At 48.1% G+C, this 26464-nt stretch carries 27 protein-coding genes; 4 read left to right on the plus strand and 23 right to left on the minus strand.

Going from position 1 to position 26464, the window contains the following annotated elements; all coding sequences use genetic code 11:
* Positions 1-62: 62 nt before the first annotated feature.
* From MYF79_RS24000 to MYF79_RS24110, 23 genes are all read right to left on the minus strand, one after another.
* Positions 63-938: a hypothetical protein gene (locus tag MYF79_RS24000; protein ID WP_247810361.1), complete on the minus strand. Its 876-nt coding sequence runs from the start codon at positions 936-938 to the stop codon at positions 63-65.
* A 32-nt stretch (positions 939-970) separates the two neighbouring features.
* On the minus strand, positions 971-1588 hold the full coding sequence (locus tag MYF79_RS24005; RefSeq protein WP_247810362.1) for a hypothetical protein: 618 nt from the start codon (positions 1586-1588) through the stop codon (positions 971-973).
* Positions 1575-2510 (minus strand): DUF4138 domain-containing protein, encoded by a 936-nt coding sequence (locus MYF79_RS24010; RefSeq protein WP_247810363.1) that lies wholly within the window; start codon positions 2508-2510, stop codon positions 1575-1577. Before MYF79_RS24010 ends, MYF79_RS24005 begins: the two co-directional genes overlap by 14 nt.
* A gap of 51 nt (positions 2511-2561) precedes the next feature.
* Positions 2562-3812: a conjugative transposon protein TraM gene (gene traM / locus MYF79_RS24015; protein WP_247810364.1), complete on the minus strand. Its 1251-nt coding sequence runs from the start codon at positions 3810-3812 to the stop codon at positions 2562-2564.
* A gap of 16 nt (positions 3813-3828) precedes the next feature.
* Positions 3829-4296, minus strand: a complete 468-nt coding sequence (locus tag MYF79_RS24020; protein WP_247810365.1) for a hypothetical protein — start codon at positions 4294-4296, stop codon at positions 3829-3831.
* Positions 4297-4301: 5 nt separating this feature from the next.
* On the minus strand, positions 4302-4919 hold the full coding sequence (traK, locus tag MYF79_RS24025) for a conjugative transposon protein TraK (protein WP_247810366.1): 618 nt from the start codon (positions 4917-4919) through the stop codon (positions 4302-4304).
* A 36-nt stretch (positions 4920-4955) separates the two neighbouring features.
* A complete protein-coding gene (gene traJ / locus MYF79_RS24030) occupies positions 4956-6134 on the minus strand; it encodes a conjugative transposon protein TraJ (protein ID WP_247810367.1) in 1179 nt (392 codons plus the stop codon).
* 50 nt (positions 6135-6184) lie between these two features.
* Positions 6185-6826, minus strand: a complete 642-nt coding sequence (locus MYF79_RS24035) for a TerB family tellurite resistance protein (protein WP_247810368.1) — start codon at positions 6824-6826, stop codon at positions 6185-6187.
* Between the two features lie 9 nt (positions 6827-6835).
* A complete protein-coding gene (locus MYF79_RS24040) occupies positions 6836-7480 on the minus strand; it encodes a hypothetical protein (protein WP_247810369.1) in 645 nt (214 codons plus the stop codon).
* A 39-nt stretch (positions 7481-7519) separates the two neighbouring features.
* Entirely contained in the window at positions 7520-7963 is a 444-nt protein-coding gene (locus tag MYF79_RS24045; protein WP_247810370.1) for a hypothetical protein, read from the minus strand.
* A 47-nt stretch (positions 7964-8010) separates the two neighbouring features.
* A complete protein-coding gene (locus MYF79_RS24050; RefSeq protein WP_247810371.1) occupies positions 8011-8685 on the minus strand; it encodes a conjugal transfer protein TraI in 675 nt (224 codons plus the stop codon).
* Positions 8686-8750: 65 nt separating this feature from the next.
* Positions 8751-9113 carry a hypothetical protein gene (locus tag MYF79_RS24055; RefSeq protein WP_247810372.1) on the minus strand — a complete coding sequence of 121 codons (363 nt, stop codon included), beginning with the start codon at positions 9111-9113 and terminating at the stop codon, positions 8751-8753.
* Between the two features lie 102 nt (positions 9114-9215).
* Positions 9216-11762 (minus strand): TraG family conjugative transposon ATPase, encoded by a 2547-nt coding sequence (locus MYF79_RS24060; RefSeq protein WP_247810373.1) that lies wholly within the window; start codon positions 11760-11762, stop codon positions 9216-9218.
* Complete coding sequence (locus MYF79_RS24065; RefSeq protein ID WP_247810374.1) at positions 11689-12084, minus strand: DUF4133 domain-containing protein; 396 nt, start codon at positions 12082-12084, stop codon at positions 11689-11691. Before MYF79_RS24065 ends, MYF79_RS24060 begins: the two co-directional genes overlap by 74 nt.
* 66 nt (positions 12085-12150) lie before the next feature.
* Positions 12151-12444, minus strand: coding sequence for a DUF4134 domain-containing protein (locus MYF79_RS24070; protein WP_247815096.1), 294 nt, complete (start codon positions 12442-12444; stop codon positions 12151-12153).
* A 196-nt stretch (positions 12445-12640) separates the two neighbouring features.
* Positions 12641-13132, minus strand: coding sequence for a hypothetical protein (locus MYF79_RS24075; RefSeq protein WP_247810375.1), 492 nt, complete (start codon positions 13130-13132; stop codon positions 12641-12643).
* Between the two features lie 112 nt (positions 13133-13244).
* Complete coding sequence (locus tag MYF79_RS24080) at positions 13245-14096, minus strand: RteC domain-containing protein (protein ID WP_247810376.1); 852 nt, start codon at positions 14094-14096, stop codon at positions 13245-13247.
* 331 nt (positions 14097-14427) lie between these two features.
* Positions 14428-15597 carry a hypothetical protein gene (locus MYF79_RS24085; protein ID WP_247810377.1) on the minus strand — a complete coding sequence of 390 codons (1170 nt, stop codon included), beginning with the start codon at positions 15595-15597 and terminating at the stop codon, positions 14428-14430.
* Between the two features lie 246 nt (positions 15598-15843).
* Complete coding sequence (mobC, locus tag MYF79_RS24090) at positions 15844-17853, minus strand: conjugal transfer protein MobC (RefSeq protein WP_247810378.1); 2010 nt, start codon at positions 17851-17853, stop codon at positions 15844-15846.
* Positions 17854-17911: 58 nt separating this feature from the next.
* Positions 17912-19417 (minus strand): relaxase/mobilization nuclease domain-containing protein, encoded by a 1506-nt coding sequence (locus MYF79_RS24095; RefSeq protein ID WP_247810379.1) that lies wholly within the window; start codon positions 19415-19417, stop codon positions 17912-17914.
* Positions 19402-19806, minus strand: a complete 405-nt coding sequence (gene mobC, locus MYF79_RS24100; RefSeq protein WP_247810380.1) for a plasmid mobilization relaxosome protein MobC — start codon at positions 19804-19806, stop codon at positions 19402-19404. The genes MYF79_RS24095 and mobC (MYF79_RS24100) overlap by 16 nt, the downstream gene beginning before the upstream one ends.
* A 633-nt stretch (positions 19807-20439) precedes the next feature.
* The gene (locus MYF79_RS24105; RefSeq protein ID WP_247810381.1) at positions 20440-20910 is read right to left on the minus strand and encodes a hypothetical protein; all 471 of its coding nucleotides are present in this window, start codon (positions 20908-20910) and stop codon (positions 20440-20442) included.
* A gap of 112 nt (positions 20911-21022) precedes the next feature.
* Positions 21023-21574 carry a hypothetical protein gene (locus tag MYF79_RS24110; RefSeq protein ID WP_247810382.1) on the minus strand — a complete coding sequence of 184 codons (552 nt, stop codon included), beginning with the start codon at positions 21572-21574 and terminating at the stop codon, positions 21023-21025.
* Positions 21575-22872: 1298 nt separating this feature from the next.
* On the opposite strand from MYF79_RS24110, the gene MYF79_RS24115 reads away from it, so the two are divergent.
* The 4 genes from MYF79_RS24115 to MYF79_RS24130 all read left to right on the plus strand — a co-directional run bounded on the left by MYF79_RS24115 (position 22873) and on the right by MYF79_RS24130 (position 26319).
* On the plus strand, positions 22873-23373 hold the full coding sequence (locus tag MYF79_RS24115) for an RNA polymerase sigma factor (RefSeq protein WP_247815097.1): 501 nt from the start codon (positions 22873-22875) through the stop codon (positions 23371-23373).
* Positions 23374-23448: 75 nt separating this feature from the next.
* Positions 23449-24639, plus strand: coding sequence for a FecR family protein (locus MYF79_RS24120; RefSeq protein WP_247810383.1), 1191 nt, complete (start codon positions 23449-23451; stop codon positions 24637-24639).
* 155 nt (positions 24640-24794) lie between these two features.
* On the plus strand, positions 24795-25154 hold the full coding sequence (locus tag MYF79_RS24125; RefSeq protein ID WP_247810384.1) for a helix-turn-helix domain-containing protein: 360 nt from the start codon (positions 24795-24797) through the stop codon (positions 25152-25154).
* Between the two features lie 415 nt (positions 25155-25569).
* A complete protein-coding gene (locus tag MYF79_RS24130) occupies positions 25570-26319 on the plus strand; it encodes a hypothetical protein (RefSeq protein WP_247810385.1) in 750 nt (249 codons plus the stop codon).
* The last annotated feature ends 145 nt before the right edge of the window (positions 26320-26464 follow it).

The raw sequence follows: 26464 nt of genomic DNA on the forward strand, positions 1-26464 counted from the left end.
CGAGTATGTTAAGCATAGCCACTGACAAAATGTAACTTACCCGGGCCTGTCCAGCTTTTCTGTTACCGGCCGACCTTTTTATCATGCTTGTTTTTGCCTTCCTTCACTTGTCTTGGTCGTTTGTTGCCCGTTGACTGCCGGGGGGTATCATTTTTTTTTTCATTATCGCCCGCAGCTTCCTTTGCCTGTTTATTGGAATTATCAACCATATTGACCACCGTCATCTGCTGGTGGGCGTTCTTTTTCTCCAGGGCCTCAGCGGTTCGAAACTGTTGATGGGTCAGGAAATTTCCTTCCATATCACGAATAGCATACCCTCTGCGTTCGGGGTTGGCGTTAACACGGACCATATCATACTCCTTGTTATTGACAGGGGTGACAATGATTTCAGCGCCCTGCTCCATGATCCTAACTGCCTCCCTTCTTTTTTCCGGCGTCGACAGTTCTACAAAAGCATACTCTTCCAACTTTGCCACCGGTTTAAAACCGTAGTTATCATGGAAGGTTTTAACAACGTGGTTGTCATTTTCCGTCTTCTGGTTAAAGTCTAATTGTAACCAGGTGCCATATCGCTGACTATTGTCGTCATAGTAATGTTTGTATACTGCTCTGGGGTTTTCCTGGTCAACTAGCAGGTTAGCCGCTTCGGTAACGGTGATCTTGTCATAGTAAGGAAAGAACTGCGTGACACCGGTGGTGGCTCCATCTTTATACAATGTTGTTTTCATACCGTTGTAATAAGCGGAATTTCCACCCAGGCTAAATTCCAGTTCTGCTGTTAGTTTGTGCCTGTCTTCAATGGGTGCTTCTCCCATGAGCTTAAAGCGCGTTTCTCCGGCTGCAAAACGACGGTCGATTTCCGCGTCAAACTGGTGCCCCCAGCCGGCGTCATGTACCTGAGCCTTTACTGTGTCCAAACGTTCGATTGTCTGTTCCATGATGTGTAAGTTTTTATGGTGATCAATAGTTATCAGCGCACTGTCTTACCCCTGGAAGCCTTTGCAGCTTGTTTTACACGAGGGCGCCCGTTGGGTTTATAGGCGACAGCGGTCCTTGGGTTTTGTGTCGGTTTGGGTGCAGGTTGCCCAAGCATTGTTTTGAGTGTTGGCTGAGGGATACGGCTACGCTGGCTATAGCCGGGAGAAGGTGGGGAGACTGCTGGCGTCTGACGCACAGGTGTACTACCAGTACGCTGGTTGGCCCCCGCCAGCGCCCCTGCTAACTGCCCGGTTACACGGGCTGTCCCTTTCATAAGTTCCCAGCCAAGTTTTGCGGTTCCTAACAGGAGGTTACCTGCCAGTAGTACAGTGCTTCTGGCCAGTCGCACAAGTCCGGAAGGATAACGCTGTTTAACCAGCGCTTTTTTCTGTGACTGCAGCAGCTTTCTTTCTGCCTTTTCTGCCCAATTGAGATCCTTGTCTTTAAAGCGGTTGATGATCTCCTTCAGTATCTGCTCTTTTGCTTTGATATAATGCCTATCCTTTAAAATATCGCTGCCATATCGCTGGGTGAAATTCCTTTCTATGCGGTCCCAGATGGCAACGACGTCGGCCACCCTGTTAGACAGCGTTTCATTAATCTGTGCCATAACTATCCCGTTTTAATGATTGAATAGATGATTGTTGTTGGAGGCTGCCAGGATGTAAGAAAGGGAGGGCGCTGGGCAGAGGCTTGCTGCGCAGCAGGTGTTTACCTTTCAGTGGCAGCACCAGATGCCGGTCCCCCTGCCCTTCAAATACTTCGATGACAAGCTTTTTACTATCTGCAATAGTAAACTGTGGAAAGGCCAGGACAATGGTGTTATTGCTGCCGGCGTCAACGGCCTGCATATGCAGGTGACTTTGCTGCAGGAGCTGCTTTTCTACTTCCATCACAGAGGTACGTTTGCCCTTGCGGCGGTCACGTACCATAGCACGGCAAAAATGCAGGGGATAGGGAATGGCCGAGTGATTATGCAGTTCCAGTTGCAGGAAAAGCACTCCCTGATAGAGATAGCTGCCACCAAATTGCAGGTGTGTACGCCCGATGGTTTTAGACCGGGGCCGATGGACGTTGCAGCCACTTTGGCTGAGCTGCGCACATATGGCTGCAATAGCAGGTGCTGTGAGCGCTCCTTCACTGAACTGCAGCGGCCCTGATGAAGAAGGTGCTGTCTGTGAAAAATCCCACGTCGGCTGCGCCGGCGAGGCGTTGTAAGATACCTGGAAAGTATATACGCGGGCGTCAGCAGTGAACACATGCAGGCTGGTAGGTATCAGGGTGTCGCTGGCAGCCTTCACTTTTAAAATGTTGTCTATTCCAGCTACCGGTTTGGCCAGCAGGGTATTTCTACCCCTGTCAATTGCTTTGATGCCGGCTGGGAAGATCAGCACGGTGGTGTTGCCGGTTGATACTTCAAGGTGATACTCGCGTAGTGGTGTAGGCCTGTCTGTAGATTGCCCCCTGCCGGTTAGCAGTATCAGCAAAAGCAAAACGATCAGCGCAGGCGCTTTTTGAAAAACAGTATACATAATGGTGTTGAATTTTTTTTGTGAAGAAATGAATTGCTCGCCCGTGCTGTTTTAGTTGCTCACCAGTAGGACTGGATGGTCAGCTTTCACGGTGACTTTGATTAACCTGATCTTTTTACCGAGCAGGTTTTTAGCCGTTTCTATTCCCGCAGCAGCAGCCTGGGCGCCCAGGGAAGGATCCAGGCTGCCCATGGCTAAGGCCTGCATGGCTTGCTGGGAACCCTCTTTGGCGGCATCCCGGCTTACGCTACCGGGTATACGTATACCTGGCAGTCCATCTCCATCATATACTTGCAGGGATACCGAAAATATGGAGCTGCCATAACGTATGGAAGGGATATTGACCTGTAGCCTGTCGGCCTGTAGCTGACAGCTGCCGTAAACAAAGCTGCCGGCAGGTATCAGTACCCCCTGAACGAAGGCGTTTTGTTGCAGGCGCAATTTGATGGTGGCACCACTGACCAACACCTGGCTTTCATGCACAACGGCTGCCACAGCGTTATTAACAGCTTCGGGGGTGGGCGTTTCCAGTTCATAAAAACCGTCGCTGGCAGAGCTGCCCACCGATGTCCTTGCACCCGCAGTACCGGTGGTGGTCATAAGCTCCGCAACAGGTGAGTGCTGGGTATCAGCGATGACAGGAAAGGCTGCCGTTGTATTCTGCAGGGAGGCTTTCTTTATTTTTTCCTGCAGTAGTTCGGGGTGTTGTATGTCGATAATTTTTTCCAACATACCTTCCAGTTGATCCAACTGGGCATCGCCACTCTGTGGTGGCAAACTGGCGGCGGGCATGCCCGTCGTAAGCAGAAGACTGTCGCCCGGTGGGTAAGCAGCAGCAGGTGGCGCTGTCGGTATTGGCATCACCGGTTGGGTGGTATCTGTCCTGGTGACCAGTTGTTGTAATAGCGCCAGTCTTTGCTCGACTTGTGCTTCACTGGCTGCTGTTGCTGTGACCGGATTGTCTGCTGCTGGCAGTAGCGTGGTGGCCGTTGGCTTTGCTGGCGCTGGTGGCCACGTTTGGGCTACACTGCTATCACCGAACAGGTAGGGATCGGTGGCGGCAGTCTCCTGTTTGTGGAGGGCCTCTTTTTCTGCCAGTTTATACATGGCCAGCTTATCCAGATCCCCTTCTTCAGCAAGTTGCGCTGCAGGCAGGGAGGCATTCAGTCCGGTCGCCGGCGGCGTGTTTTTGCTACGGGCCTTACCTCCTCCCAGCCCATAAAACAGCAGGGTTAAAAAGGGGATCACAAACAGGGGTAACATCAAAAAAAACTTCTTTTTCCTTTCAGCTACATTTTCCATACACACAAAAGGTTTACTAATGATGAAATTGTCGTATCATATGCTCGGCCTGGTATACACTATCCATAAAACCAGGGCGGGCCTGTAAAAAACTATCCAACCGCCCTCTGGCGGAACTGTGACGCAGGCTGTCGATATAATATCGAAACTGCCGGAACAGCAGCGTATCCTGCTGCATGGGCGCCGGTGGCTGCGGTAGGGTATGCAGCGGCGTTGGCATGGGTGCAGTCCGCAGGGTCTTTTCCAGGCGCTGCTGCTGCCAGCGGTCTGTTGAAAAGGTCGCTACCAGCAGGTAGGTACTGGTACCCCCAAATACCAACAGCACCGCATATAGGAAATTAGCCTGTTGTCGCACTTTCCAATGGCGGGTACGCCGCTGCATCCAGGCGGCCCACCGTCGCTGTGCGCCTACGATTAGCCGGGCCAGATAACTACTCAATGCATCCCTGGCCCTTGGCAATACCTTATGTCGTTTACTGGCCATATACTTTATCTTTTTATCATGTTGATATCCCTGTTCTCTATGGTCACCCATTGGGTGATCAGAAAACCATGGGTATTGTTATCGGAGCGATCCACGTTACGCAGGTATCCCTCCGTGACCAGGCTGCGGGTGACGATGGCGCTGGTGCGGATAATACGCAGAGTGCCGTAGTAGCGGAAGCGATAAGGATACTCGTTCAGGTTTAGCTGCACGGAATCGCAGGTGAGCTCCTGGCTGACGTTGGCGCTGATGATAGAAGTGAAGTAGTTTTTCTCCTTCAGGTCATAATAGGCCTCTTTGGCGCTTTCATCTGCCAGGTACAGGGCGCTTTTCATATGTGCATCGATCACCTTTTCATCGGGAGAGAGTTCAAAAAACAGTTGGTGAAACAGGCGTACATGGCCCCTTGCCTCTACCGGCACGTTGTCTTTGCGGTTGCTGGCGAAAGCTTCTATTGCCCTTTCACCGGCGATCAGATAGATACGCTGTTGTGCATTTTCTACCTTATCCAGACAACTGTAGATAATATATCCGCAAAGGCAGGTATATGCTATGACCAGTACGGCACTGAACAGGCGCGTATGCTTAAAAGCGGTGTCGATGTTTTTGAGTTGCTGCATCATCAGTCACACATTTTCATTTTCACAAATCGCGATACATTAACTATTGGGATCGTCACTCAGTTTGCTGCCGAAGTAGCCGGAACCAGTGCCATGGGCGCCCATTCCCTGGCTCATCATCAGGTTCATGTTACCAAAGGCATCGCCGGCCATGCCGCCAGCTCTGTCGACCATGAGTGCAGCTGTGCTCACACCGCCCGTGGCCATGGCCGCCGCCGTAGTCGGCGCAATGGCCGCCATGCTGGTGATTTTTGCTGTCAGGGCGCTGCCTCCGCCACTGTTAACCACCATGTTACTAAGGTTGGGGATGGTGGTGTAGGAAATAATACCAATGATCATAAAGATCAGGTAGCCGACATCTGAACTGGTGAAGAAGGTGTCTCCGTACTGGGTGATCTGGTCAATATCCAGCTTTAACATCCCTTCCTGTATTTTGCCCAGCAGGGCACCCAGGATGTTGGCGATAGGCAACCACAGATAAAAGTTGACATAACGTGCAAGGTATACCGTGAGTGTATGCGCAAAACCATCAAAGCAGGCCAGCCCAAATACAAACGGACCGAGTAACGCTAACACCAATAAGTTAAAGGTGCGCACGGTGTTGATACATAGGGCGGCCGCCTCATAGAGTAGCTGCAACACAAAGGAGATAAACTCTTTGAACCCGCTTTTGAAGTTGTAGTAGGCCTTGCTCATGGCAAATTCTATGTCATTGCCTATACTTCCCAGCAGTCCCTCATCACCTACTTCGTCATCATGGGTGTACAGCATCCAGAGATCTCTGTCTCCCTGCCCGTCGTTGATGCCGTACATGCGGTAAGACACCGTTTTTTTCATTTCCTCTTCCCGTTTTGCCAGCAGGGCGGCCACGCTGCTGTTGGCCTTCTGGCGCAGGGCTTCTGTACCGACGACCGTAGGCTTTAATATCGAATTACAAAGCGCTATCACCTGGGGGAAGATGAGGATGCAAAAACCCAAACAGAACGGCCTGAATAAAGGAAAGAAGTCCACCGGTTCTGCGTTGGCAATATGCTTCCATACCCGATACCCGATATAAAAAGTCGCAGCAAAACCCGCGATCGCCCTCCCTACTCCGATCAGATCTGCACACATAGGCAGCATCTCCTTATAGAGTTTGTCCAATACGCCATGCAGGCCATGCACCTGGTCCACAATGCCCTGTGCCCAGCAGCATTGCGGAACCAGTATTGTGAGCACAATTATCTTTATCCACTTACCCATCATCACAGATTTAATTGTGTAGTCTATTATTGTTTGTCAATGCCATGCAGGCTGCGCAAGGTGCTCAGTTCTGTTTTTTCTTTCATACCGGCAATGGCCACCAGTTTTTGCTGCGTGTTAAAGCTGCGCAGGAACAGTAGTTTCTGCTCCATGTTATTATATATCCTGTCGATGGCCGCCAGACGCTCATCATCACTCATGCGCAGCTGCTGTGCAGTCAGTATCATCGTCAGCTCATCCAGTTGAAAAAGGGTGTCGTCCATCAGGCGCTTGTAGACGGTGGCCAGATAGGCCAGGTAGTCGGCGTCGAAAGCCCCGCTGCTACGAAACTGCTTTAGAGCGGCTTTGTATTCCCTGACCATGGTCAGCTGATAGGACAGTATATCGGCTACCCGCGCGTATTTGCGCACGGCGGGGCTGACCAGGTATAGTCCGTCCAGAAAGAGTTCATGCAGCTTGTAATTACCACTGGTGATGTCTTTGACTTTGTTATAACCCTCGCTGATAATGCGATAACCGTCATACATGGACTGCAGGATTTTTTTCAGCTCTGCCAGTTTTTCAATGTTGAGTGCCAGTTGTGCCAGTTCATCTGCCTGCGCCCGGGCATAGTGCGGGCTCGTACCTGCTACAAACAGTAGCAAGCAGGCTAACCATATTGCTCTCATGTTGCTGGATTATTGGATGCCGTAATAATTTTTGATCACCTGGTCTTCTATACGCTCACCCTGTCGTTGCTGGCCCAGCCAGGCCGCCTGCGCACGACAGGATTGGAAAAAGGCCCATTGTTCACGACTGCGCTGGCGCAGCTCTTCCAATATCTGCAGGCGGTGGTCATCACTCATAGAGAAGGTATGAGCAGAGAAAGCAGCGTTCAGCTGATCTATCAATGCCAGGGCATCGGTGGACAGACGACCACAGCCGGTGACCACAGTGGCTTTGGCGGCAGGGGCCAGCATGTTGTTTTGCTGCGCCGCGTGCCTGAGTGCCTGGGCCTTTGTCACCAGCAGCAGCTGGCTGGCCGCCAGCGCACCCACATCGGCATGTGCCGTCAGGGCTGGGGAGACCAGCTGCAGGGATTTGTAGAACAGGTCATGAAGACCAAACTCGCCATTTTTAATCTGGTGAATAAAAGCGATGCCCTGGTTGGCAGCTTTATATCCTTTCTGTAGTAATTCCAGGTATATTTTCAGTTCAGCGATCTGGGTCAGCAGGTATTCTTTCTGGGTCTTTTTCTGCTTGAACCATTCTTTAAAGGTAGGCGTCTGCGCGCTGGCTATGACAGTCAGCAGACAAAGACATATACAACAACACATTTTCATACGCACATATTTTTTCTGTAACAAATCACATTTTCTTTTTTACAGTCGTCGTCTTCGTTTAGCCGGTGGCGGTGGCAGCACGCGCTGGCGGTTGGTTTGCGTTTTTTGCGGCACGAGCTGATGGATAGAGGGCAGCTCCCAGTTATTTGCTATGCGCCGTTGTTCGCACATCCCATGCATGGCATGCAGGTTGAGTTTTTTTACTCGAAATCCCTCTTCCTGATTGTGGGACAGCTGAAATTCCAGGCGGTATACCTGTTGTGGTTTTCCCAGACGCACATCTGAGAGCAGCCGGAACTCTGGTATGGTGCCTTGTCGGCGTTCACATTGTGCCACATATTGATGCAGGCAGCCTTCAAGGGTACCGGAGGCCAGTACATGTCCACTATGCAGGGGCTGCAGCTGAAAGGGTGCCTGGTATCCTTTCAACTTAAAGATGCCAACCAAAATGCCGATCTGTTGCTCATTGCTTAACGTAGGCATACAATAGTTTTTTTAGCTGATCACTTTTGCGGATACACCGGCATCATTTAGCGTAGGCCATACATGGCCTTAACTGTACTCAGTTCCTGTTTATCTTTGGTACGTTGCAGGCTTAATACAATGTTCTGGTTGGAATAGTGACGCAGGTCGGCAATGTTTTTCTCTATACGGCCTGCTGCTTTGTCGATGATAGCCAGCCTTGCGGCGTCGGACATCTGGGTGGCAAAGGCATTTGTCACCAGTAGGATCTCATCCAGGTTTTTTACACACTGTAGTAACATACCGTTGTATACCTTGCTGATCTGGTATAACTCAGTGGGTGAGAAATGAGCGTCCCTTTCAAACAGGGAGTAATATTTCTTGTACTCGCTTACCAGGTCGGCTTGCTGGCGGATGATCGATTTGATACGCTTATAGTAGGCGATGGCAGCGCGTACTCGTTGCAGTTCTTTATAATAGGTATCAAAGATGGCCCTTTGTTTTTCCCCCCACTCACCTATCTCCTGTAGTTTCAGTTTGGACATGGCATTTTCCAATGCCCGCTGTGCAGCCTGCAGCCGAATAGTCTCGTTCTGCACGCGTTGTACAGCCAGATCCATGGCTTTGATCACTTTCTTTAATGCCTCTTTTACAACCACCCAGATCACGGCATGCGTTTGCTGGGTAGGGACAAGGGTAAGCAGTCCCACACAGACCATAAAGATCCATACACACCTGTTCATTTTCACATATTTTTAAGGTCCTTTCAAATGCACAATCCCCCTGCCCTACCCATCGGCAAACGCTGTCAGGGCTGTTTATAGTAGGTATTGTCTCCTGCCTGCAGGGTTCCCTTTTCCAGATTGAAATAGTAGCGTAGTCCATCAGTTCCCAGGTCCATCATGTGCTGTGAAGGATCATAGACACCATGAAACTTCCTGACAGTAGGCAGCTTTCGCTGTGCGGTACCGCCGCTGTCCAGGTGATGGGCACTGCGCCGTATCTCAAACTCACGCCCTCCCCGGGGGCTGGGCGTAATAACGATGGTTTCCTGCAGGGTGCCTGCTTCATGGCGCCAGATACGCTCGTAGGTGCCGGTAATGGCACTGCTATCGAAATGGCTGCAGGATACTGTATAAATTAGTAGCAGCATGACAAGTAGCTTCTTCATAAAATGCTTTTGCGCATAAAACAGAGTAAAATTTTAATACAAAACACACATTGCTGCTACATTTTTCTATTTGTTCACAACTTTTCCGGCGCCGAGGCTTAATCAGGCACTGGCTTTTGCCTGATGCGCAATCAGCGCCTGGATACCTTTTTTCATATCACCCCCACATTGAGCTGTAAACTGTTTGACCAGCACCTTCTCCTTCTCCTCGGTAGTATACGCATAATACTCTTGTGGGGAGGGTTCATAGCCATAGACTTTCATACTGACTCCACCATGATCAATATAGACCTCCCGATATCTGCGTTTGGGATCGTTGGCTTTGTTTAGTGACAGCACCATGGGTTTGCCTTTGTCGGGCATGCCCATCACAGACTGTAACTGATCAAACTTATTCTGAAACTTACGCATGTCCAGCAGTATCTTGGTGTCTGCATTGTTTAAGATGGCTTCCTTCACCACGGGGCTGCTGAGCGCATCATCCACTTCCTGGCTGACGGTAATAGCTTCGCCAAAAAATTTGCGCACAGTTTTATACAAGTAGCGCATGAATTCTGCCATTCCGGATTTCGCGATTGCCTTCCATGCCTCTTCAATGGTAATCACCTTGCGAATGCCTTTTAATTTGCGCATCTTACTGACAAATAGCTCCATGATAATAATAGTCACCAGCGGGAACAGGATGGGATGATCCTTAATGCTATCGAGCTCAAAGACAATAAATCGCTGATGAAACAGATCAAGTCTGTTACGTGCGTTGAGCAAAAAACCATATTCGCCTTCTCCATAAAAGGGCCGCAGGACGTAAAGAAAATTGTCAAAATCAAAATCTTTTTCCTTTACGCCATCCTGTGACAACACCTTAGCATACTGGTCCCTCAAAAAGTCATAAAAACTGTCAAAGCAGGGAAACACTGCCGGATTTTTGTCAATGTATTCAAAGTAACGATGCAGGGCGTTGGACAAGGCAACGTATTCTGAGCGCTTAAAGCTCTCGTCATCCTTTTTCCATAGTGCAACCAGCAACGACTTAATACTTTCTTTCTTTTCGGTGTCCAGGGTATCCCCTTCATCAATAAAAAAAGGATTAAAGCAAAGTGGATTTTTCTCATCGTAAGTAAAGTAATAACCACCCACCAGCTGACACAATCCCTCATAGCTATGCCCAACATCTACAATGACCGCATGTGCTCCCAATTCAAAATAGCTGCGCATAAGGTGACACATGAACATTGATTTTCCTGATCCCGATGCACCAAATACTACTTTGTTGCGATTGGATATCCATCCCTTGCGCATCGGCTCATCGGTAATATCAACATGAATGGGTTTTCCCATTTGCCGATCTACCAGGCGTACGCCAAAGGGACTTACTGAGTCCTTATAGGTGGTCTCCTGGATAAAAAAGCAGGATGCCTGTTCAGCAAAGGTGTCAAAGGTCTCGTTGGCAGGCAGTGCCCCGGCATTGCCTGGCAGACCACACCAGTATGTTTGTGGAGCGCCTTTGATGGTCTGGCGTGGAACCACATCCATTTGTGCCAGTGCGGCGCTGGCCATATTGCGCAATTCTTTCTGCCGGTCTGCATCGCTGGACCACACCATTATATTAAAGTGGGCTTTTACCGGCAGTCGTCCCTGGCTGATGGCTTCATTTAAGAAGCTGTTGGTAGCCTCTCTGGCGATGGCGTTCTCGCGGGAGTAGGCACTGAGCGATTGCAGCCGCCGTCTTTTTGTTTCCAGTTTTTTCAAGGTCTTCTGAGTGTCTTCGATGACCACAAACTGGTTATAGATATGATTACAGCTCAACAGTTGCCCCACTGATGCGGCAAAGCCTATCGGAAATTTAGCTTTGTCACTGGAGTATTTGTCATAGGTAAGGCGGCTGCCACACAGCCCGGGCAGGTCATCAGGGCTGCTGATGGTATATAGCTGGCAGAGGTTTTCGCCAATACGCAGCTCTGGTTTAAAACAGATATCGCGTACCATTGGCGCCTGCTGGGCATGAAGCAAAAAGCAATAGCGCTCTATCAGGCCAGCCTGTTGCGGGCTACCTGCCAGCTGATCGTCGGTGAGCCGTATTACTTTGATAAAGCCTCCTTCGCTTAACAGACGGGAAAACTGTGATACTTTATCATTAAAGTCCAGGAATTCCTGCTCGTTTAAAAGTCCCGGTGCTACCAGTGAAGGACGCAACAGGTTGGAGAAAACGGCATTACTTAAAGGCCGCGTCCCCGCCCTGCGGGTAATCATCAGGTAGCAATGGTGTTCCAGCACTGGCCTTTCATTAAAAAAACGATCACTGCTGCTATTAAAAAAGCTATCTGATGAATTCACAAAATCCGGCTGGAACTGCTCCTCTGTAAACCAGTCCTGCTTATGCAGGATCACGCCAGGGGGCAACAATTTCATTGCTCTGACCCATATCTGGTGTAATGTTTCATACTCGTCGCTGCTGAGGCTAAATATTTCCGGCAGCTCCAATTGCAAGGCAATGGTCAGGTCTCCATTTTTTGCGAGTATACAGTCCCGTTCTACTTTATATACCGGCAGTAATTTTTCCAGTGCTTTACCTGGCTCACTGCTGTCTTTGAGTTGTAGCAGCAGGGCTGCCACCACCACCATGGTTACGATCATTATCACTATCATCATGCGCACGTTTTAGTAACCTTACAAATACATTTCTATTTCTACAGATAATAGCGGAGGGTACCTGCCGGAAAGCAGCAGCCACCATCAGGCCATGCTCTCCATACTTGTGACTGAGTCGATAAACCCAGGAAAACAACACAAATCCACACGCTGCCACTACCACCAGGCACAGGTAGACAGATACCCCCGCTATATATCCGATTGCAAACAACACCAGCAATGCTACTAACCCGGCAGCCAGATAAGTGATATATTGCCCTTTGAATCCTTTGAACTCCACCGGCTTGTTAATGCCTTTATTGATTTCATAAATACTGCTCATCACTTTTTGCTTTCAGGTGTTGGATAACAATGTTGCCTGCTACAATCCGGCATGTAACCCAATGGGCTAAACGCCAAAAAATCCCTTCAATACAGTAGCTACTACTACAAGAAAAATGCAGCTACCAAACCAGCTAGCCGCCACCCGCGACGTATCCTGCTCGCCCGAATTCCATTTGTTATACACCTTGACGGCTCCAACCAACCCGACGATCGCGCCAATCGCATACATTAAGGTGGTCCCAACGGCGAAGTATCCTTTAACTTCTGTGGTGGCAGCGCTGATACCACCGCTACCACTGCCAGTCTGTGCCTGAACCGACTGACGTATAGCCAATAATATTATCATGACAGATAACATTTTCGGAGATGCACTCAGTGTCGCCTCTCCCCATTTTCTTACTCCACATTTCATACGCTTCACGAGTTTAATATTGAAAAAGAACTGTCTGCAACCTGGTGCCGGCAGGGCATGGCTTGCCCTTCCCCTGTGATCGGTTGCCCTCACAGGTGTTAAAACATATTGTACTGTTATACTTATCTGAAAAAGTGCGCTGTTAGGACCATAGCGCTTCTGCCTCTGCCATGGTGAATTCAATATTACAATCCACCTGTGCCGCTTTTACGATGAGGTTAGTGATGGCACCTTTAAAGGCTGGTTGATTTAAAGCGGGATAAGCTGCAATCTGCTCCCTCAGCTGTGCACTCAGGTTTGCTTTGCTGGCGTTAACGCCCGCCTCTGTGCAGATATCCTGCAGTGCTACCGCCAGCGACTCCAGCGCAGCAAAGGTTCTGTCGCTTGCAGCGCGCTCCTCGTCTGCATCTCCTTCCTCTGCGACGGCCATACCGTTCATTTCCGGTACCTGCTGCACACCTGCCGGCGGCCGTTGTTCTACCTGCCAGAATCTTTTGGGAGTACTTTCTGCTGGTCCGGATCTGGCGGGTGGTTTAATTTTCAGCTGACCTGTCGCCAGCAGTACGATAAAATACAGAAGCAGAGCCCCTGCTATGATGACAGCAAAATATCCCCAGGTAATACCTTCTAACATACATTTTCGATTTTGCTTTTAAATAATTGCCGCTTACTGGCGTATCTGGAAACAAATAACAGATTCCAGGTGTGGGCCTTTTAAAACCTTTTGGTAGCTGGGAAAAAAAAATCTATAGGCTGTTCTCATCGTCGGTCTCCAGTCTACGTATATAACTGTTGGCGAGTGCATCCAGAAAGGGTTTACGCCCTTTTTTACGCAGACGGTTGTCTTCATATATTTTGAAGATATTACCCAGTTTGATATTGAACACTTTTGAAAAATAGTCCGCTAGTTTCTTCAGGGGTACACGGGTGTTATTAAATACACCATGTTCCTGCAGGGCTACGATCAGTTCTGTCAACGCAGCTTTGGAGCCTGTCCAGGTCAGCAGGGGTCTTTCTGTCGCAGGCTCCGAGCCTGCCGGCAGTTGTTGTGCAAGTAACCACAGGCGGTGGTTGATGTAGGCAGCCATCATCTCATGGGCTTTGATAGTGGCCAGTTGCAGACTCATAGGGGCATTAAAATGCTGATCATGCATCCAGTAGTAGTTGTAGGGGTGCAAGGCATAGGGAACCTGCTGGCGAACAAAATAGTAGTTGTCCAGGTAAGTATGCTGCATGCGATGGTAAAGATAAAACTCGCTATGGGCATCAAAGTAGCGATCTATCGCTTTGCTTTCAATACCATAGTAGTTACGGATGGCCTCTGCTCCGCTGGCAGGCTCTCGTACCAGCAGGTGTGTCAGCCGCAGGAAGTGCATGAGCCGTGCATCGAATTCCGGTTTGATGTGTTTAAAGAAGGTGATCTCTTCTGCTGTATCGGCAAACCCTGTTAGCGTGACCTGTTTTTTTACTTCTTCCAGGCTGGCAGCTGTCAGGTCAATGGCTTTCTGCAACTGGGTGGTGTTCAGATCTTCTTCACTTGTCAGGCTGTCCAGTTTTGCCAGCAGCTGCTCCAGCAGCTGCGCAGGTGCTGTTTTCATAAACTTTGTTTTATAGGTTATACATGGTGTTTAGTTAGTACAAAACACGGTTTTTCACAGATGTGAAAACAGCCCCCGGGACCGGGACGGGGATCCTCATATACATTGATATACAATGATTTTAAAGCGCTATTTTTTCTAAAAAAAGATGTGGGATTATTTCGGTTTGATGTTTACGTTATCACACAATACTGGGTTTAACTCCAACGATAACATGGCCAGCGCGCAGGATCAAGGGAAAGCAGGCGATGGTATGTGGATGGGCAATGGGGATTATCCTTGTGGGTAGGAAATAGTGAACAACAGCGCAGCGTAGATTTGAAGCAGGTTGCTATTCTTCTTTGAGCAGATCCAGCAGTCGCAATAACAGTTGCCTCATGACTTTGATAGCATGCAGGGAGGTGTTTTTGTTTTTGGTACGGATACTTTGAACGGAGATATCAGCAGATTTTACAGTGGAAAATACCTGGCTGGTGATACGAAATACTTCTGCTTTGGACTGGTTATTGATGATGCCGGCTTTCAAACAAAGTTTAATAAACAATGTCAGCACAGGCACGGAGACAGACAGCTGAATACGATGTTGGTATGGGGGACCGGCGGCTTCGGAGGTTGCCTGCAGGGAGACATTTTTTTCTATCAGCAGTCTATGTACATGCCGCAGTGATGAGACGATCTGTTCGGTGACGGAGGGCAAGGTAGGAATAAAGCAATAACCAGGCAGTGGCTCCAGTTGTTCCATGGTACGAAAATACCACTGTAGGGTAGCGATTTTTTCTACATCTGATTTTTCTATCAGTTTCTCATCCAGACGGGTGGTACAGAGCAGCACATAACGGGGCAGGTTATAGTTCATTTGTATAAGTACAGTATGTATCTCCCAGTTCATATCCTTGACACCCAGTTGTACGGTGGTGTCATATAAAAAGGATAGTTGCCTGGCCAGGGTTTGCAGATAATGCAGTTGCCGGTAAGTAGTAGAGGATCTTTCGGAGGTGACAAAGTCGCGGATGGGTTGAAGGGCCAGTCGCAATAGCGGCTGCTCCACCTCCGGGTAAGTGTAGGCTTGCTCCAGTTGTTCCAGTGCTGCTGACAGCTGTGCCTGACTCTTTAACCAGGTACTATAGGGAATTTCAAGATTGTCCTGGAAGTATTGAGGCAGGAAGCGGCGGATGTGATCCATTACTTTTTCCAGGCTGGCAGCCACCCTTCCATAATAGGGCCACAGGTAGTGCATGGCGCCCTGCGCCAGTTCCCTCATGTAGGTCCCTACCCTTTCGAGCAGCCCAAGTATGCGTAGCTGTAACTGGTAAATATGTTGTTGTCCCTGCTGGGTGTGGGCGTTGTCCACGAGCGCAGCACAGAGTAGGCCCACCTGCTCTTCTATGAACAGCAGCCCCTCGTTACTTTGCTGCAGATCCCCTGTCGTCTGTTGCAAGGCTAACGGATGGATCATCTGGTTGACCCATTCTTCGATTGTATGTAGTGGTTCCTGTTCCATTAAATAACCCTGGCGCATTTTTCCAGAAAAATGTGTCAGCTGGAAATTGAAAGGATGTGAACAACAATAAGTTACGACAATCTGCCAATACTGCCAACACTCAGCTAATAGCCGCTGGCAATAAATTAATAAGCGCGTGGACAAATTTAATAAGCGAAAATTTGGTTACCCCTTATGTACCGGTTTATACCAAAAAAGTTTGCGGACTTGCTGCTTGCGGCCAGCCAATCCGCCACCAGGCCATTTTTAGCTTCCGGGAACAGAGGGCAGCTCGTCCTCCGGTTTGATGAACAGCAGGTGTGCCAGCTGCGGGTCCTTGCGGATACGATCAATCTCTGTTGCGATCAGTTGCGCAATATCATTTTTTATCTGTATGTAGTTTTCCTGTACTTCCAATATGGAGACTTCTCTGACGATGGGTAGTGGCTGGTAGGCGGCCTCCTGGGTACTGATAGCCTGCGGATCATTGATGATATTACAATGAAAGGTTTTTAGTTTAACCGGTGTGTTAGGGTTATCTGCTACCATGCCGACAAACTCACCACTGCTCAAAGCGGAAATACGCGAGGGCGGTACGGCGTAGTCCAGTTGCGTATTATGGCTTACACTGGTATCCTGCCGGTTGATAGAAACGCTATCCCTTGTCTGTACAATTTTTCCGAAACGCTCGCTGAGTACTTTGGCAGTATCACCAAAGGTTTGTCCGCACAAGATGTTTCCGGGTAGGTTGATGATTACATCTGCCTGTTCACGCCCATAATCTTTGCGTAATTGTTCTGTCGACTGAACTGCCAGCAGCACACTTACAAGATTGCTCCTCGCCGTTGCCAGGCACGTGTCCAAAGGTGCGTAGATAGTGGGATACTCGTCAAAAATCAGGGAACACTTTTGTTGGTTTTTGCGGTTTACCAGTTTAAGCATGCGGGATATATAGAGAGAAAGTAAGGCCCCATAGATCTGAATCTTTAATGGGTTATTGCCCATGGCGACAATCTTGGGCGCTTCGGGATTGTTGACATCGAGGGTAAATTCACTACCGCTCATGACCCAATATAATTGCGGTGAGCTTAGGCGCGCCATTCCAATTTTCGCACTGGCTATCTGGCCTTCCAGTTGTTCGTTCGCTCGTGCCAGGTAGGCTGAGATAAAGGGGTTTAAAAATACATCACACTGTGGGTCGGTGCCCAGTACAGGGAACAGGTCATCATAGTGCACAGACATCATTTCAATGACATGGGGTAAGGTACAGAATCGCCCTCCCTGGTAGCCACGTAAAAACCAGATCACCGCCGTCAGAAAGTTGCAGGGACTCTCCACGAAGAAATCCCCCTGGCGTCGGATCCAGTCCCTGTTAAGACCCAAGAGGATGGTGCGTGCCGCTTCTGCCGCATCCGTGATATCGGTCATCATATCGGGATCCAGAGGATTGCAACGATGGCTGCGGCTTAGGTCATCGAAATTGATGACATAGAACCGGGGAGGTATGCGGTAGGCAGACTGGTTTTGCAGTAAGGCGTTGTAGGCAATTTTGGTCAGGTCGTCGTATTTGAAATCATACAAAAACATCGTATAACCCTTACTGATATGTTGCTCTATCCATGAGCGGACAACAAAAAATGTTTTACCTGCCCCTGCGGAGCCGCAGAGCAAAGTGCCCCTGAACGGATTCTGAATATTGATCCACATCTGCCGGATCTTATTTTTGAGCCGATAGCGTCCGCGCAGGTTAACAGAATATTCGTTTTCTATCAGCTCCTCCTGCTGTGGGAATGTCTCATTGATCTCGTTGAAGATGTCTTTGCCTAATTGCAGTTTGATCAGCCGTGACAGGCGGGCACCTGCGGAGAGCAGCGCCAGATAGCCAATGCTGGTGACGCTGATATAGAGGGTGGCCAGCGTAGACACGGGGAGTACCAGATACAACAACAAGGCTGCCCCCCAGTACAGCAGCAGCCCTATTACCAATAAAGACAGGATAGTAGCCAGGGTGGCCTTCTCATCTTTTTTACCTTTGGTGCCAAACAGTGAAATGGCGAGCAGCCCAATTACGGCTCCCTTGGTATAGAGCGGATGGCTAAATAGCGGTGTTGCGGCAATGTTGACTAATACGCGCTGCACTATTGCGGGTACCATCCCCCATTGTACGAAAGCGAGATAGCAGTAGATGTAATAATGTAGTCCCAGTAACAGGATGGAACCTTTGCGGACAAAGTCGATGATGGCCCGCAGTCCTTGTTCATTTTCTCCAGTATTCATACACACACGATTTTTTCATACACACATTTTCTCTCCCGCTGGTCGTTGTGCTACCGGCTCAGGATAAACGTTTTCTTTTCTTTTTCTTTTTGGCTTCTCTCAGCAGCGCCGCCGGTATCCAGTTATCGGTATATACCGGCTCTATCCATTCGATAAAAAGTGCGCTGTAGGCCTGGGTCAGCATCGCCAGTGCGGCTATGAAAGGCGACTCCTGGCTGTTTGGCTGGGCCGTTAAATATGCCTGACTGCTACCGGCTGCCGTAGCCGATGTGGAAGTGCTGGCGGCAGCAAGCAGGTAGGCTTGTACCGCTTTTGAAGCCAGCACAAAACTGGCAGTATCACTCCCCTGCCTTCCCATCCAGAACAAAGGCGGCTCAGGATGTTGCGGTTGGGTAATCAGCTGTAGTCCTGCCTCCTGCCAGTATTGCATTACTGCGGCTGTACCTTGCGCGAAGGGAGTAAGTTCCATCAGGGTGTCGACAAACTGCTGATTGGATGCTGCCGCGCCCACCGGCTCGGTAAGCATTTTTCGCAACAGTGCAGGTGCGCTATATTTTTTACCCAGCTGGCTACCGTTGAAGACACAGCAGCTCAGGTGATCGATGTAGGTGAAACCATAGATGATGCCTTGTGAATTGCTACGCACTACCAGACTAATCTCTTCTTTCTCCAATGCGGCCGATAGCGCTGACAGTGACAGCGGCTGTTGCAGCAACTGGTCTATGGTACGTGTCAGGCGTCCGGCATACTTTTTCTTATGCTGGGAGTGTTTCAAAAACTGGAGGTGCAGATTTTTGATGGTAGGCGCCTTATACAGACTGCTCGCTTTGATAGGTACGCCTTGCGGCTGTCCCTGCTCATCCAGCAGCCGGTATACTAACCCCTGGTGCGCTGCCAGGCGGCTGCCAGGAGCACCACTGTCTGCCATCACGCCAAAATGCCGCAGTACAGCATTATACTCCTGCAGGCTACCAAAGTGGTAGTTGCGTAGTACGCCACCGACGATTTCTGCGATGGTTGCTTTGGTAGGTTTCTGGCCATAGCGCACCTTACGCAGCCAGGCTGCCGGCAGCTCTCCGGTGTCAGAAGCCCTTCTGCCTTTGGCAGGTATTAATCCATAGGCCGCCTCTATGGCCAGGCGCGCCGGTGCTGATTTCTCTTTGCCGATGTTATGCGTGGGGATGCGATCACCATTTGCCTGTATACAGGTAGTGACGATATGCAGGTGTGGGTGACCGGCATCGAAGTGTTGATAGACCAGGTAGGGTTGGTCACCAAAACCTATGCGCGTCATATAGTCGGCGGCAATCTGCTGCAGGACATCACAGTCCAGCTGCTCTTCCGGTGGGAAATTGAGGGAGATGTGAATGACGTTTGTCTCTGCCACCTCATTGCGTGCTGCCAGCGACGAAAAGCGGTGAAGCTTCTGGTAAAAGTTGAGCCGTTCGGGACCAAGCCCAAATCCTTCCGCCGCCAGTAGCTGCGCTACCCCTTTTTCTACTTTGAGCTCGTTATAGCTGAGCAGGCGCCGCATATGTTTGCCACAGATCACTTTTGCAACCATTTTTCTGCCAGCGCTTCTATAGTGGGAATCAGCTGTTGTGTCGTCGCAGACACCTGCTGCAATAACGATGGCAGGGCCAGGGTATGCAGCAGTTTCCCGGCATGGTCTGGTGCTGCGTTGATCTGTCGGGCGAGCTGATTGATATTAACACCAATGGCGTTCATTTCCTTACGCACCTTTACCAGCTCCTCCATCACCGTTCCCAGGCTGTCATCTTTTGTGTAAACCGTCAGAGGACGTTCACAGATAATGATGCGCAGCAGCCCACTCATATTCTTACAACGGGAGGAAGCCAGCAGTCGCTGTAAACGGTCGAAATGATACTGATTGATCCTGGTCTTTACGTCATAGGCCAAAGCTTCCTGCTGCGGTACTTTCTTTCTTGGCATAGTGCTGTTTTGATTGTTTAAAAAAAATCCGACTTCGGAGGATTTTGTAGCGGGGCAACCATGCGTTGCCGGCTACATCAGTTGTGCATATTGTGCACAACTGTACATCTTGCTGGACACGCCAAAAGGTGTCCGCCCTAACCCTTGTTGAGACAAAAGCTGTTGCAGCTATAACATAGCTGCCTACACTGATTAATAACTTAGTATTGTTGTTCTCCCACTCCTTTTCGCTCCCTTGTTGAAGGCATCATTTATGCGGGATACTTGAGCGCTTTGCGGAACATATCTTACCGACACCATTATATATAATGGTGAGAGCCTGCCCGCGGCTATCAGATATCGGCAGTTACCCCTGCTCCTATTTGCAGAAGCGGATTTTACCATCAGAAAGCAGTATGACGAATGGAAGAAAAGGGGGAATCGTTCCTGTTTTAGTAGTGCCATATCCCATTAGCTGATCCCCCCTGCAATGGCTCGCAGATGCCTCATTTTTTATTGAAAGGAATCTATGATCAATGATCTTTAAAAGGTGACTGTTATCAAAGTCTGCAAACAGCTGAACAGCGTTGTTCCTGTCATTCGATAAAATAGCTTTCCCGGACCACCGCACGCTCTCCGCCTACAGTGGTGGGTTCAATAAAATTTACCTCTCGGTCCTTTTTTCCTGTTGGCCGGTTGCACCAAACGATGGTTAAGGTTATTAGGTACATACAGTTTTTTGCCAACAGCATAAACAACGGCTGCATCAATCGTCGGCAATTGTTCCGGTGCTTCTATTGGTATATGGGAGGTTTGCCCGTCTGATAGTTTTACCGACAGGCTGGATATTGTCAGTTGCCTGGTATCTGTCTCCAGCTTAAAAAAGATGGGAAAGGTCACCTGCTGTGTAGCCATCTGCGCTATGATGGGCAGGTCGAACAATTCCCAGTTACCCGCCTGTGCCTCTTTCGGCAAATAGTTATTTAACAAAATGCCATGTATTTGTCCCCGTAGTGCATGTTCAAAGTCTGTACTACTGGTCCCCTGTCCATTATCGAGATATCCCTTGCTTTTCAGCAAGCCGATATTTCGCTGTATTTGTTCATCGATCAGTTTATCCGACATGGCTTTTTACATTTTACACAAGTAATTAATCAAACGCCTCAAAAGATATCGGGTAGTTGCTGCTTTTTGCGACCAGTAGCTTCCGGGTTTTGCACCAGGATGCGGCAAATGACTATTGCAACATGGCCATCAACAGGAAAAACGGTATGTTCTGGTTGATGACATATTCTCCGGGTTGCAGGTAAGGAACGATTCCCTTCAGTGCCTGTTCCAGTATCCGGCTTCCCTGGGTAGAGGTCAGCAGGTAGTCAATACTGGCATGTAAAGGATGGTAGCGCAGGTCTCCATCCAGCCGGCCATAGACGATGGCTTTTTCCATGGCTGCCGCCAGTTGTGCATCCAGTCGCCAGATCATTCTACGTTGTATACATTGATAGACCTGGTGTTCAACAAAATGCTGCAGTGCACTTTGCCGGTGGTAAGATGGATCAGATGGATCTATGACTGTTGGGCGCAGGGTATAATGTAAAGCGCAGCACCGGGCGACCTGACCCAGTAGCGGTCCATCTGCGGGCCGCAGGGGCATGACCTCAATACCGGCCCCCTTTCCCTGGTCACGGAGCAGTGCCACGACACGATCGTTTACCGTCAGCAGTGCTGTAAAGGCGATAGCCTGCCCGCAACCCGCTTCATCTATATCTATGTTCTTTACCTGGATATTCATTATGTAAACTCTTAATAGTTCCTGGTAAGACGAATTGGCTAAGAGTAATGCTTTACCGTCTATTACCAAATGCTATCCAAAGGTAGATGTGCACAACAAGGGCTTTTTGAACCTTTTCCCAGCAGGGAATAAATTTTATGCTTTTCCGCCTGACAATGTGAATATGCTATTACTCCATTATACCATAATCAGATCCCCTATAGCAACTACCGCTATGATTTCGGTCATATGCAATAATCTGCAAGATGTATGAACTCATAGGGAGAGGAGCAACTGTAATTTTATTTCAACATGACCTTTATATGGAAGAGGAAGTTATGACGCATACGTACTTTTGAGGTGGAAGCAGTATAACAGCTAAGTCAATGATTTCAGCTGCTGACGAGATGCCAACTTATGGAATTTTACCGCGGTGGCAGGACGCATTTTGGGTTGGTTTCATCACAGACGGAACAGCCTATATGAAGCGGCTGTCAAAGCGCGCAAGCGGCCACTCGCCCACAATTTGAGAAAATCTAAAATACCGGGATTTCTAATGGCAGCCAGATCAAGGCAGAGCAATTCTATTGACAGATAGCGCGCGGTTCGTAAACTGTAAACCAGCGAGAGGTTCAATATAATACCGATCGGTGGGTGAACAAATCCGCATTTAGCCAAATATGTGGTTGAATCACTTCCTCGACCTTTGCAGATGTCGCCGACAGCAACGCCCTTTTACATTGGCACGATAAAGGTTTGTGACAAACAATTTTCATTGCTTGTTTGCCGTAATATAAATTTTGGGAAACTTTGAATACAGCATATGTTCGTTTCAGCAGGTTGTTAAAAAAAAATTGGAGGGAAGATCCGGGATTTTCTCCAACCGATGTCAGACTATTTGTTCAAACAGTGAAGGATATGAAACAGTTGGGTATTTAAACAGGTGCTCTCAGTTTCCTGTGACCGGGAAAGCTCAATTACCACCGGTCCATTTATTAAAGGTTCACTTCACCGGTTTTTATCTAATAACTTCTACATTATAAAACAGGCCAGCTGGTGAAGTATTGAATCCAGGAGACTCTCCTAAAACAGGAAGTTTGCTAGACGGCATTGACCATCGCCTATCCGGAGATGCCAATGGAGCAGTTGACGATTAATCGCTTATTGACACAGGGTAGAATACTGTAATATATGAAGTTCAGACAAAAAATGGGGGAGCATTAAAATTAGATACCTCTTCAGTAGCCAAATATTTTTCTTTGTAAATTAGTATACAACCAAATGTGCAGCCCTGGGCCCAACTCAGTCGCTGGATTTCCGTGTTTAAGGAAATATACATAAAGTACTATCCTCGAGTATATGCAACCGCATACTCGCTGCTACGACAACGTGAAAAAGCGGAGGATGTGGCACAATCAGTATTTCTTCGGCTTTGGGAAAGCTGGGATACGATTTCCCCGGAAAATGTCGAAAGCTATCTGGTTACCATGGCCAAGCATGCCGTACTGAATGAGTGGCGTAAAAATGCTGTACATGCCCGGTACCGAACGTTTTTGAAAGAACGCTTTCAGGAGTCTACCGACAATGTGGAAGAACAGACAATTTCCCGACAGCAACACACCTTGCTGGAAAAAGCAATACAGCAACTCCCGGCCCGCCAACAGGAGGCCTGGCGCCTTTCCAGGGATAAAGGAATGACTTATAAGGAAATAGGAAAAATCATGAAGATTTCCAGGTCTACTGTAAAGGAATTAGTCCATAAAGCGATACAGGCATTAAAGTCATCATTGCGATCATTCTGGTCTTATCTGCTTGTTTAAATAAATTTTTTTTTCTGAACCACCCTCCCACCCTCTGTAGAAAAGTGTCTAATTATATAGAAGGCACCAAATATCATGACAACTGATAAATTCCAGCTGCTGTTGGAAAGATATTTGAATGGACGGTTATCCAATCGAGAATTGGCCAGGTTCCTTGCTGCCCTTGATCAGATAGAACACCAGGAGCAAGTACTTAAGTACCTGGAGGCTGAACTGCAGGAAACCACCGTCGCGCCAGACGAAGAATTTGCGGAGAAAAGCTATGAAGCATTGGTCCAATTAATCAACAACCGTATGCAGGATCCAGGCTCCAGTATTGCACTCTCTCCAAAAAAATGGCGTATTGACAGTCAGTTCTTTCGATATGCGGCGATCGTTTTGGGCATTGTAATGGTCTCAGTGATCGGGTATTGGCTGATCAACAAACAACGGGATGTGCAAACGCCGTATGTAGAAAGAAAAGTGCCGCAACAGCTAGACAGCCTGCGGCAAACGTATATGATCCTTGAAGATGGAACCGTACTTATATTGGATAGTTCAGCACTAAAAAGTAAACATCTGCAGGATATTGGAGCAACCGTTGATTTAAAGAACCGCAGGCTTTTGTTCCAAACTGGCGGCCAGCGTCCTGGTTCGTCCCAGGGGATCAATACATTGGTTACACCCAGGGGATGCCAATATAGTGTTCTACTACCGGATAGTTCCAGCGTGTGGTTGAACGCATTGTCACAATTACAGTTTCCAGCCCAATTTGGTGACCGTGACCGAAGGGTAACTTTAAGCGGAGAAGGCTTTTTTGAAGTAAACAAAAGTGCGGGTCGTTCTTTTCAAGTGGCTGCAGGTACAGTGACTATAAGGGTGCTTGGAACGCAATTTAATGTACAGGCTTATAACAGTGAGCCGACTTTACGTACAACAATAATACATGGAAAAGTCCAGGTTTCGAATGATAGGGAAAATTATGCAATTTCTGCCGGTACGACTTTGGTAATCTCCGGCACCCATTGGAAAGCGTCGCGCACACCGGATGCATCCCAGGTGATTGCATGGAAACAGCAACTTTTTGATTTCCGTAAAGCCGAATTGCATACCATTATGCCAGAACTATCCAGATGGTATGACATCAGTTATGAATTACCACCCAATATCCACAAAACATTTACCGGCAAAATATCAAGAACAGCAGATATAGCCACCGTACTGGAAATCCTAAAGGCCAGCGGGATACGTTATCGCCAGGAGGGAAAAAAAATTGTATTCCTGTAAACTGATAACGCACTCAAAGCGCTGTTTCTCCTTAGCGTCCAGTCCCCCTTCAGTTCAATATTGAAGCGTCTATTAGCAGAGGATCTTGAGGAGATCTCCCTGGGCCTCTTTATGTAAAATCAAAAAAATAAAGATTAAGCATTAAATCTTCTCCTATGCGCAATTGTTCATCTACACGTTTGACCAAAAGGTCAGTTGAAATCGCCACAAAAGCAATCACATATATTGATCGCAATTATGATCAACCTATAACCCAGGAGTCCCTTTCGTATGATTTTAATGTACCGGTAAGAATTTTACAGGCCGCCTTTCAAAAGCTGGTAAACGCTTCTGTCCACAAATATCTGGAGAAAAAAAGGCTGGAGGCTGCAATGACCATGCTCGAAGATGAAGAAATTTCCATCAAAGAGATTTATACAAAGGTTGGCTACAGCTCGCAAAGTCATTTTGGAGAATTTTTTAAAAAACATACCGGTATTACACCTGCGCAGTATCGGATTCGAAAAACTGCCTAATGTTTATTAAATAGAAAACGCGGTACACACTTTCGATAAAGATTGACTTGTTTTCTACAAACTCATGCCACTAAATTGCATTACACACGTACCTGTTGCTGATAGTAAAAAGCGACCAGGCAATTTTTCCGGACTGCTAATTGAATTCTGAATCCTGGTAATTAGCAATATACCTCGATGGTAGAGAGGCCAACCCTTGTTCTTGAACTATAAATGTTTATATCCGAATCATATGGAACAAGCACAGATAAGATAATTACAGCCAGTAATACGCAATTTACCTGGTAAAGTACAAATGCTGGAAACACGCCAGAAACCTGACTATACCATAGACCCAAATGAAGCGAGCCTTAATTATGAAATCAATCCGACCAGGAAGATAGTATACCAGTATATCAATAAAACTTAGCCTATTATGAATACTTCAGTCAATTCAGAAGCTTTGAATGAGAACGATTGTAACTTAACGCCTGATCAACTCCCTGTTCTCACCCATCATTTAACTGAAGCTGAAGCGCTGGCTATCAATGGTACGATGCTACAAGAGGCCGAGTTCCAAAAATTTGTTCGGCTCTGGTGCGATGCACACAATGAAACTGGAGATTCACTTTCTTTGGTTGAACTTTTTGGTGCCTATTACTGTCAGGAGGCTTCACGCCTTTGCGCCAAAAATGTAGCATCCCATGAATTATTACTTCGGTCCCTAAATCATTATACCGTTTTCCTGCAAAACCCAACCCTCAAAAATGATATCAGGTATTTCGCCCAGTGGCAAATGGGTCTTGTCATGGAAAGACTATGTTTTCCATGGCCCGAGGTCGAAAAAACGCTCCTGGCTGCCAGCCCGATACACGAGGGACGTGGTGAAGCGACACGGCATGTGATCCAGCATTACCGGGCAAAAAAAGCGTGGACTTTCGGTTATTTATATAGTACTATCGCCATTAAAAAATTCCATGAAAAAATCCCTACGGATTGCAAATGGTTCATTGATCCGAGTTTCTATACTTGGAAGGTAATGTACTACCACGCTGATATCTGTTCCAACCTGCGTATGGAAGAAGAAATGATGAATGCCTATCGAAAAATATTGCCCTATGTCGAGCAACATCCTGAGGAATTTACCAAAAAACAGATAAAATTCTTCCAACAATTTAAAAACTAACACTTCGTGAAAAGGCAACAAACATATCGAGCAGTTATCGACCGTTGGTTTGAAAGCAGAAGCGGCGCCGGACTTACAGGACAGGTATTCCACCGCTCATTCAGAGCCTTTGTATTCCGCGATCCCGCCAACCGGTTCTATCTGC

Origin of the sequence: Chitinophaga filiformis, from assembly GCF_023100805.1 — a bacterium.
Lineage (GTDB): Bacteria > Bacteroidota > Bacteroidia > Chitinophagales > Chitinophagaceae > Chitinophaga > Chitinophaga filiformis_B.

Bases quoted from the DNA above. Each gene is read 5' to 3' on its own strand.
- MYF79_RS24035 (WP_247810368.1), bottom strand. From the start codon at position 6,826: ATGAGAGCAATATGGTTAGCCTGCTTGCTACTGTTTGTAGCAGGTACG.
- MYF79_RS24060 (WP_247810373.1), bottom strand. From the start codon at position 11,762: ATGATGATAGTGATAATGATCGTAACCATGGTGGTGGTGGCAGCCCTG.
- MYF79_RS24105 (WP_247810381.1), bottom strand. From the start codon at position 20,910: ATGTCGGATAAACTGATCGATGAACAAATACAGCGAAATATCGGCTTG.
- MYF79_RS24045 (WP_247810370.1), bottom strand. From the start codon at position 7,963: ATGCCTACGTTAAGCAATGAGCAACAGATCGGCATTTTGGTTGGCATC.
- mobC (WP_247810378.1), bottom strand. From the start codon at position 17,853: ATGAATACTGGAGAAAATGAACAAGGACTGCGGGCCATCATCGACTTT.
- mobC (WP_247810380.1), bottom strand. From the start codon at position 19,806: ATGCCAAGAAAGAAAGTACCGCAGCAGGAAGCTTTGGCCTATGACGTA.
- MYF79_RS24085 (WP_247810377.1), bottom strand. From the start codon at position 15,597: ATGGAACAGGAACCACTACATACAATCGAAGAATGGGTCAACCAGATG.
- MYF79_RS24065 (WP_247810374.1), bottom strand. From the start codon at position 12,084: ATGAGCAGTATTTATGAAATCAATAAAGGCATTAACAAGCCGGTGGAG.
- MYF79_RS24070 (WP_247815096.1), bottom strand. From the start codon at position 12,444: ATGTTATCTGTCATGATAATATTATTGGCTATACGTCAGTCGGTTCAG.
- MYF79_RS24120 (WP_247810383.1), top strand. From the start codon at position 23,449: ATGACAACTGATAAATTCCAGCTGCTGTTGGAAAGATATTTGAATGGA.
- MYF79_RS24125 (WP_247810384.1), top strand. From the start codon at position 24,795: ATGCGCAATTGTTCATCTACACGTTTGACCAAAAGGTCAGTTGAAATC.
- MYF79_RS24080 (WP_247810376.1), bottom strand. From the start codon at position 14,096: ATGAAAACAGCACCTGCGCAGCTGCTGGAGCAGCTGCTGGCAAAACTG.
- MYF79_RS24075 (WP_247810375.1), bottom strand. From the start codon at position 13,132: ATGTTAGAAGGTATTACCTGGGGATATTTTGCTGTCATCATAGCAGGG.
- MYF79_RS24050 (WP_247810371.1), bottom strand. From the start codon at position 8,685: ATGAACAGGTGTGTATGGATCTTTATGGTCTGTGTGGGACTGCTTACC.
- traK (WP_247810366.1), bottom strand. From the start codon at position 4,919: ATGATGCAGCAACTCAAAAACATCGACACCGCTTTTAAGCATACGCGC.
- MYF79_RS24010 (WP_247810363.1), bottom strand. From the start codon at position 2,510: ATGTATACTGTTTTTCAAAAAGCGCCTGCGCTGATCGTTTTGCTTTTG.
- MYF79_RS24055 (WP_247810372.1), bottom strand. From the start codon at position 9,113: ATGAAGAAGCTACTTGTCATGCTGCTACTAATTTATACAGTATCCTGC.
- MYF79_RS24040 (WP_247810369.1), bottom strand. From the start codon at position 7,480: ATGAAAATGTGTTGTTGTATATGTCTTTGTCTGCTGACTGTCATAGCC.
- MYF79_RS24005 (WP_247810362.1), bottom strand. From the start codon at position 1,588: ATGGCACAGATTAATGAAACGCTGTCTAACAGGGTGGCCGACGTCGTT.
- MYF79_RS24000 (WP_247810361.1), bottom strand. From the start codon at position 938: ATGGAACAGACAATCGAACGTTTGGACACAGTAAAGGCTCAGGTACAT.
- MYF79_RS24130 (WP_247810385.1), top strand. From the start codon at position 25,570: ATGAATACTTCAGTCAATTCAGAAGCTTTGAATGAGAACGATTGTAAC.
- MYF79_RS24020 (WP_247810365.1), bottom strand. From the start codon at position 4,296: ATGGCCAGTAAACGACATAAGGTATTGCCAAGGGCCAGGGATGCATTG.
- traM (WP_247810364.1), bottom strand. From the start codon at position 3,812: ATGGAAAATGTAGCTGAAAGGAAAAAGAAGTTTTTTTTGATGTTACCC.
- MYF79_RS24110 (WP_247810382.1), bottom strand. From the start codon at position 21,574: ATGAATATCCAGGTAAAGAACATAGATATAGATGAAGCGGGTTGCGGG.
- MYF79_RS24095 (WP_247810379.1), bottom strand. From the start codon at position 19,417: ATGGTTGCAAAAGTGATCTGTGGCAAACATATGCGGCGCCTGCTCAGC.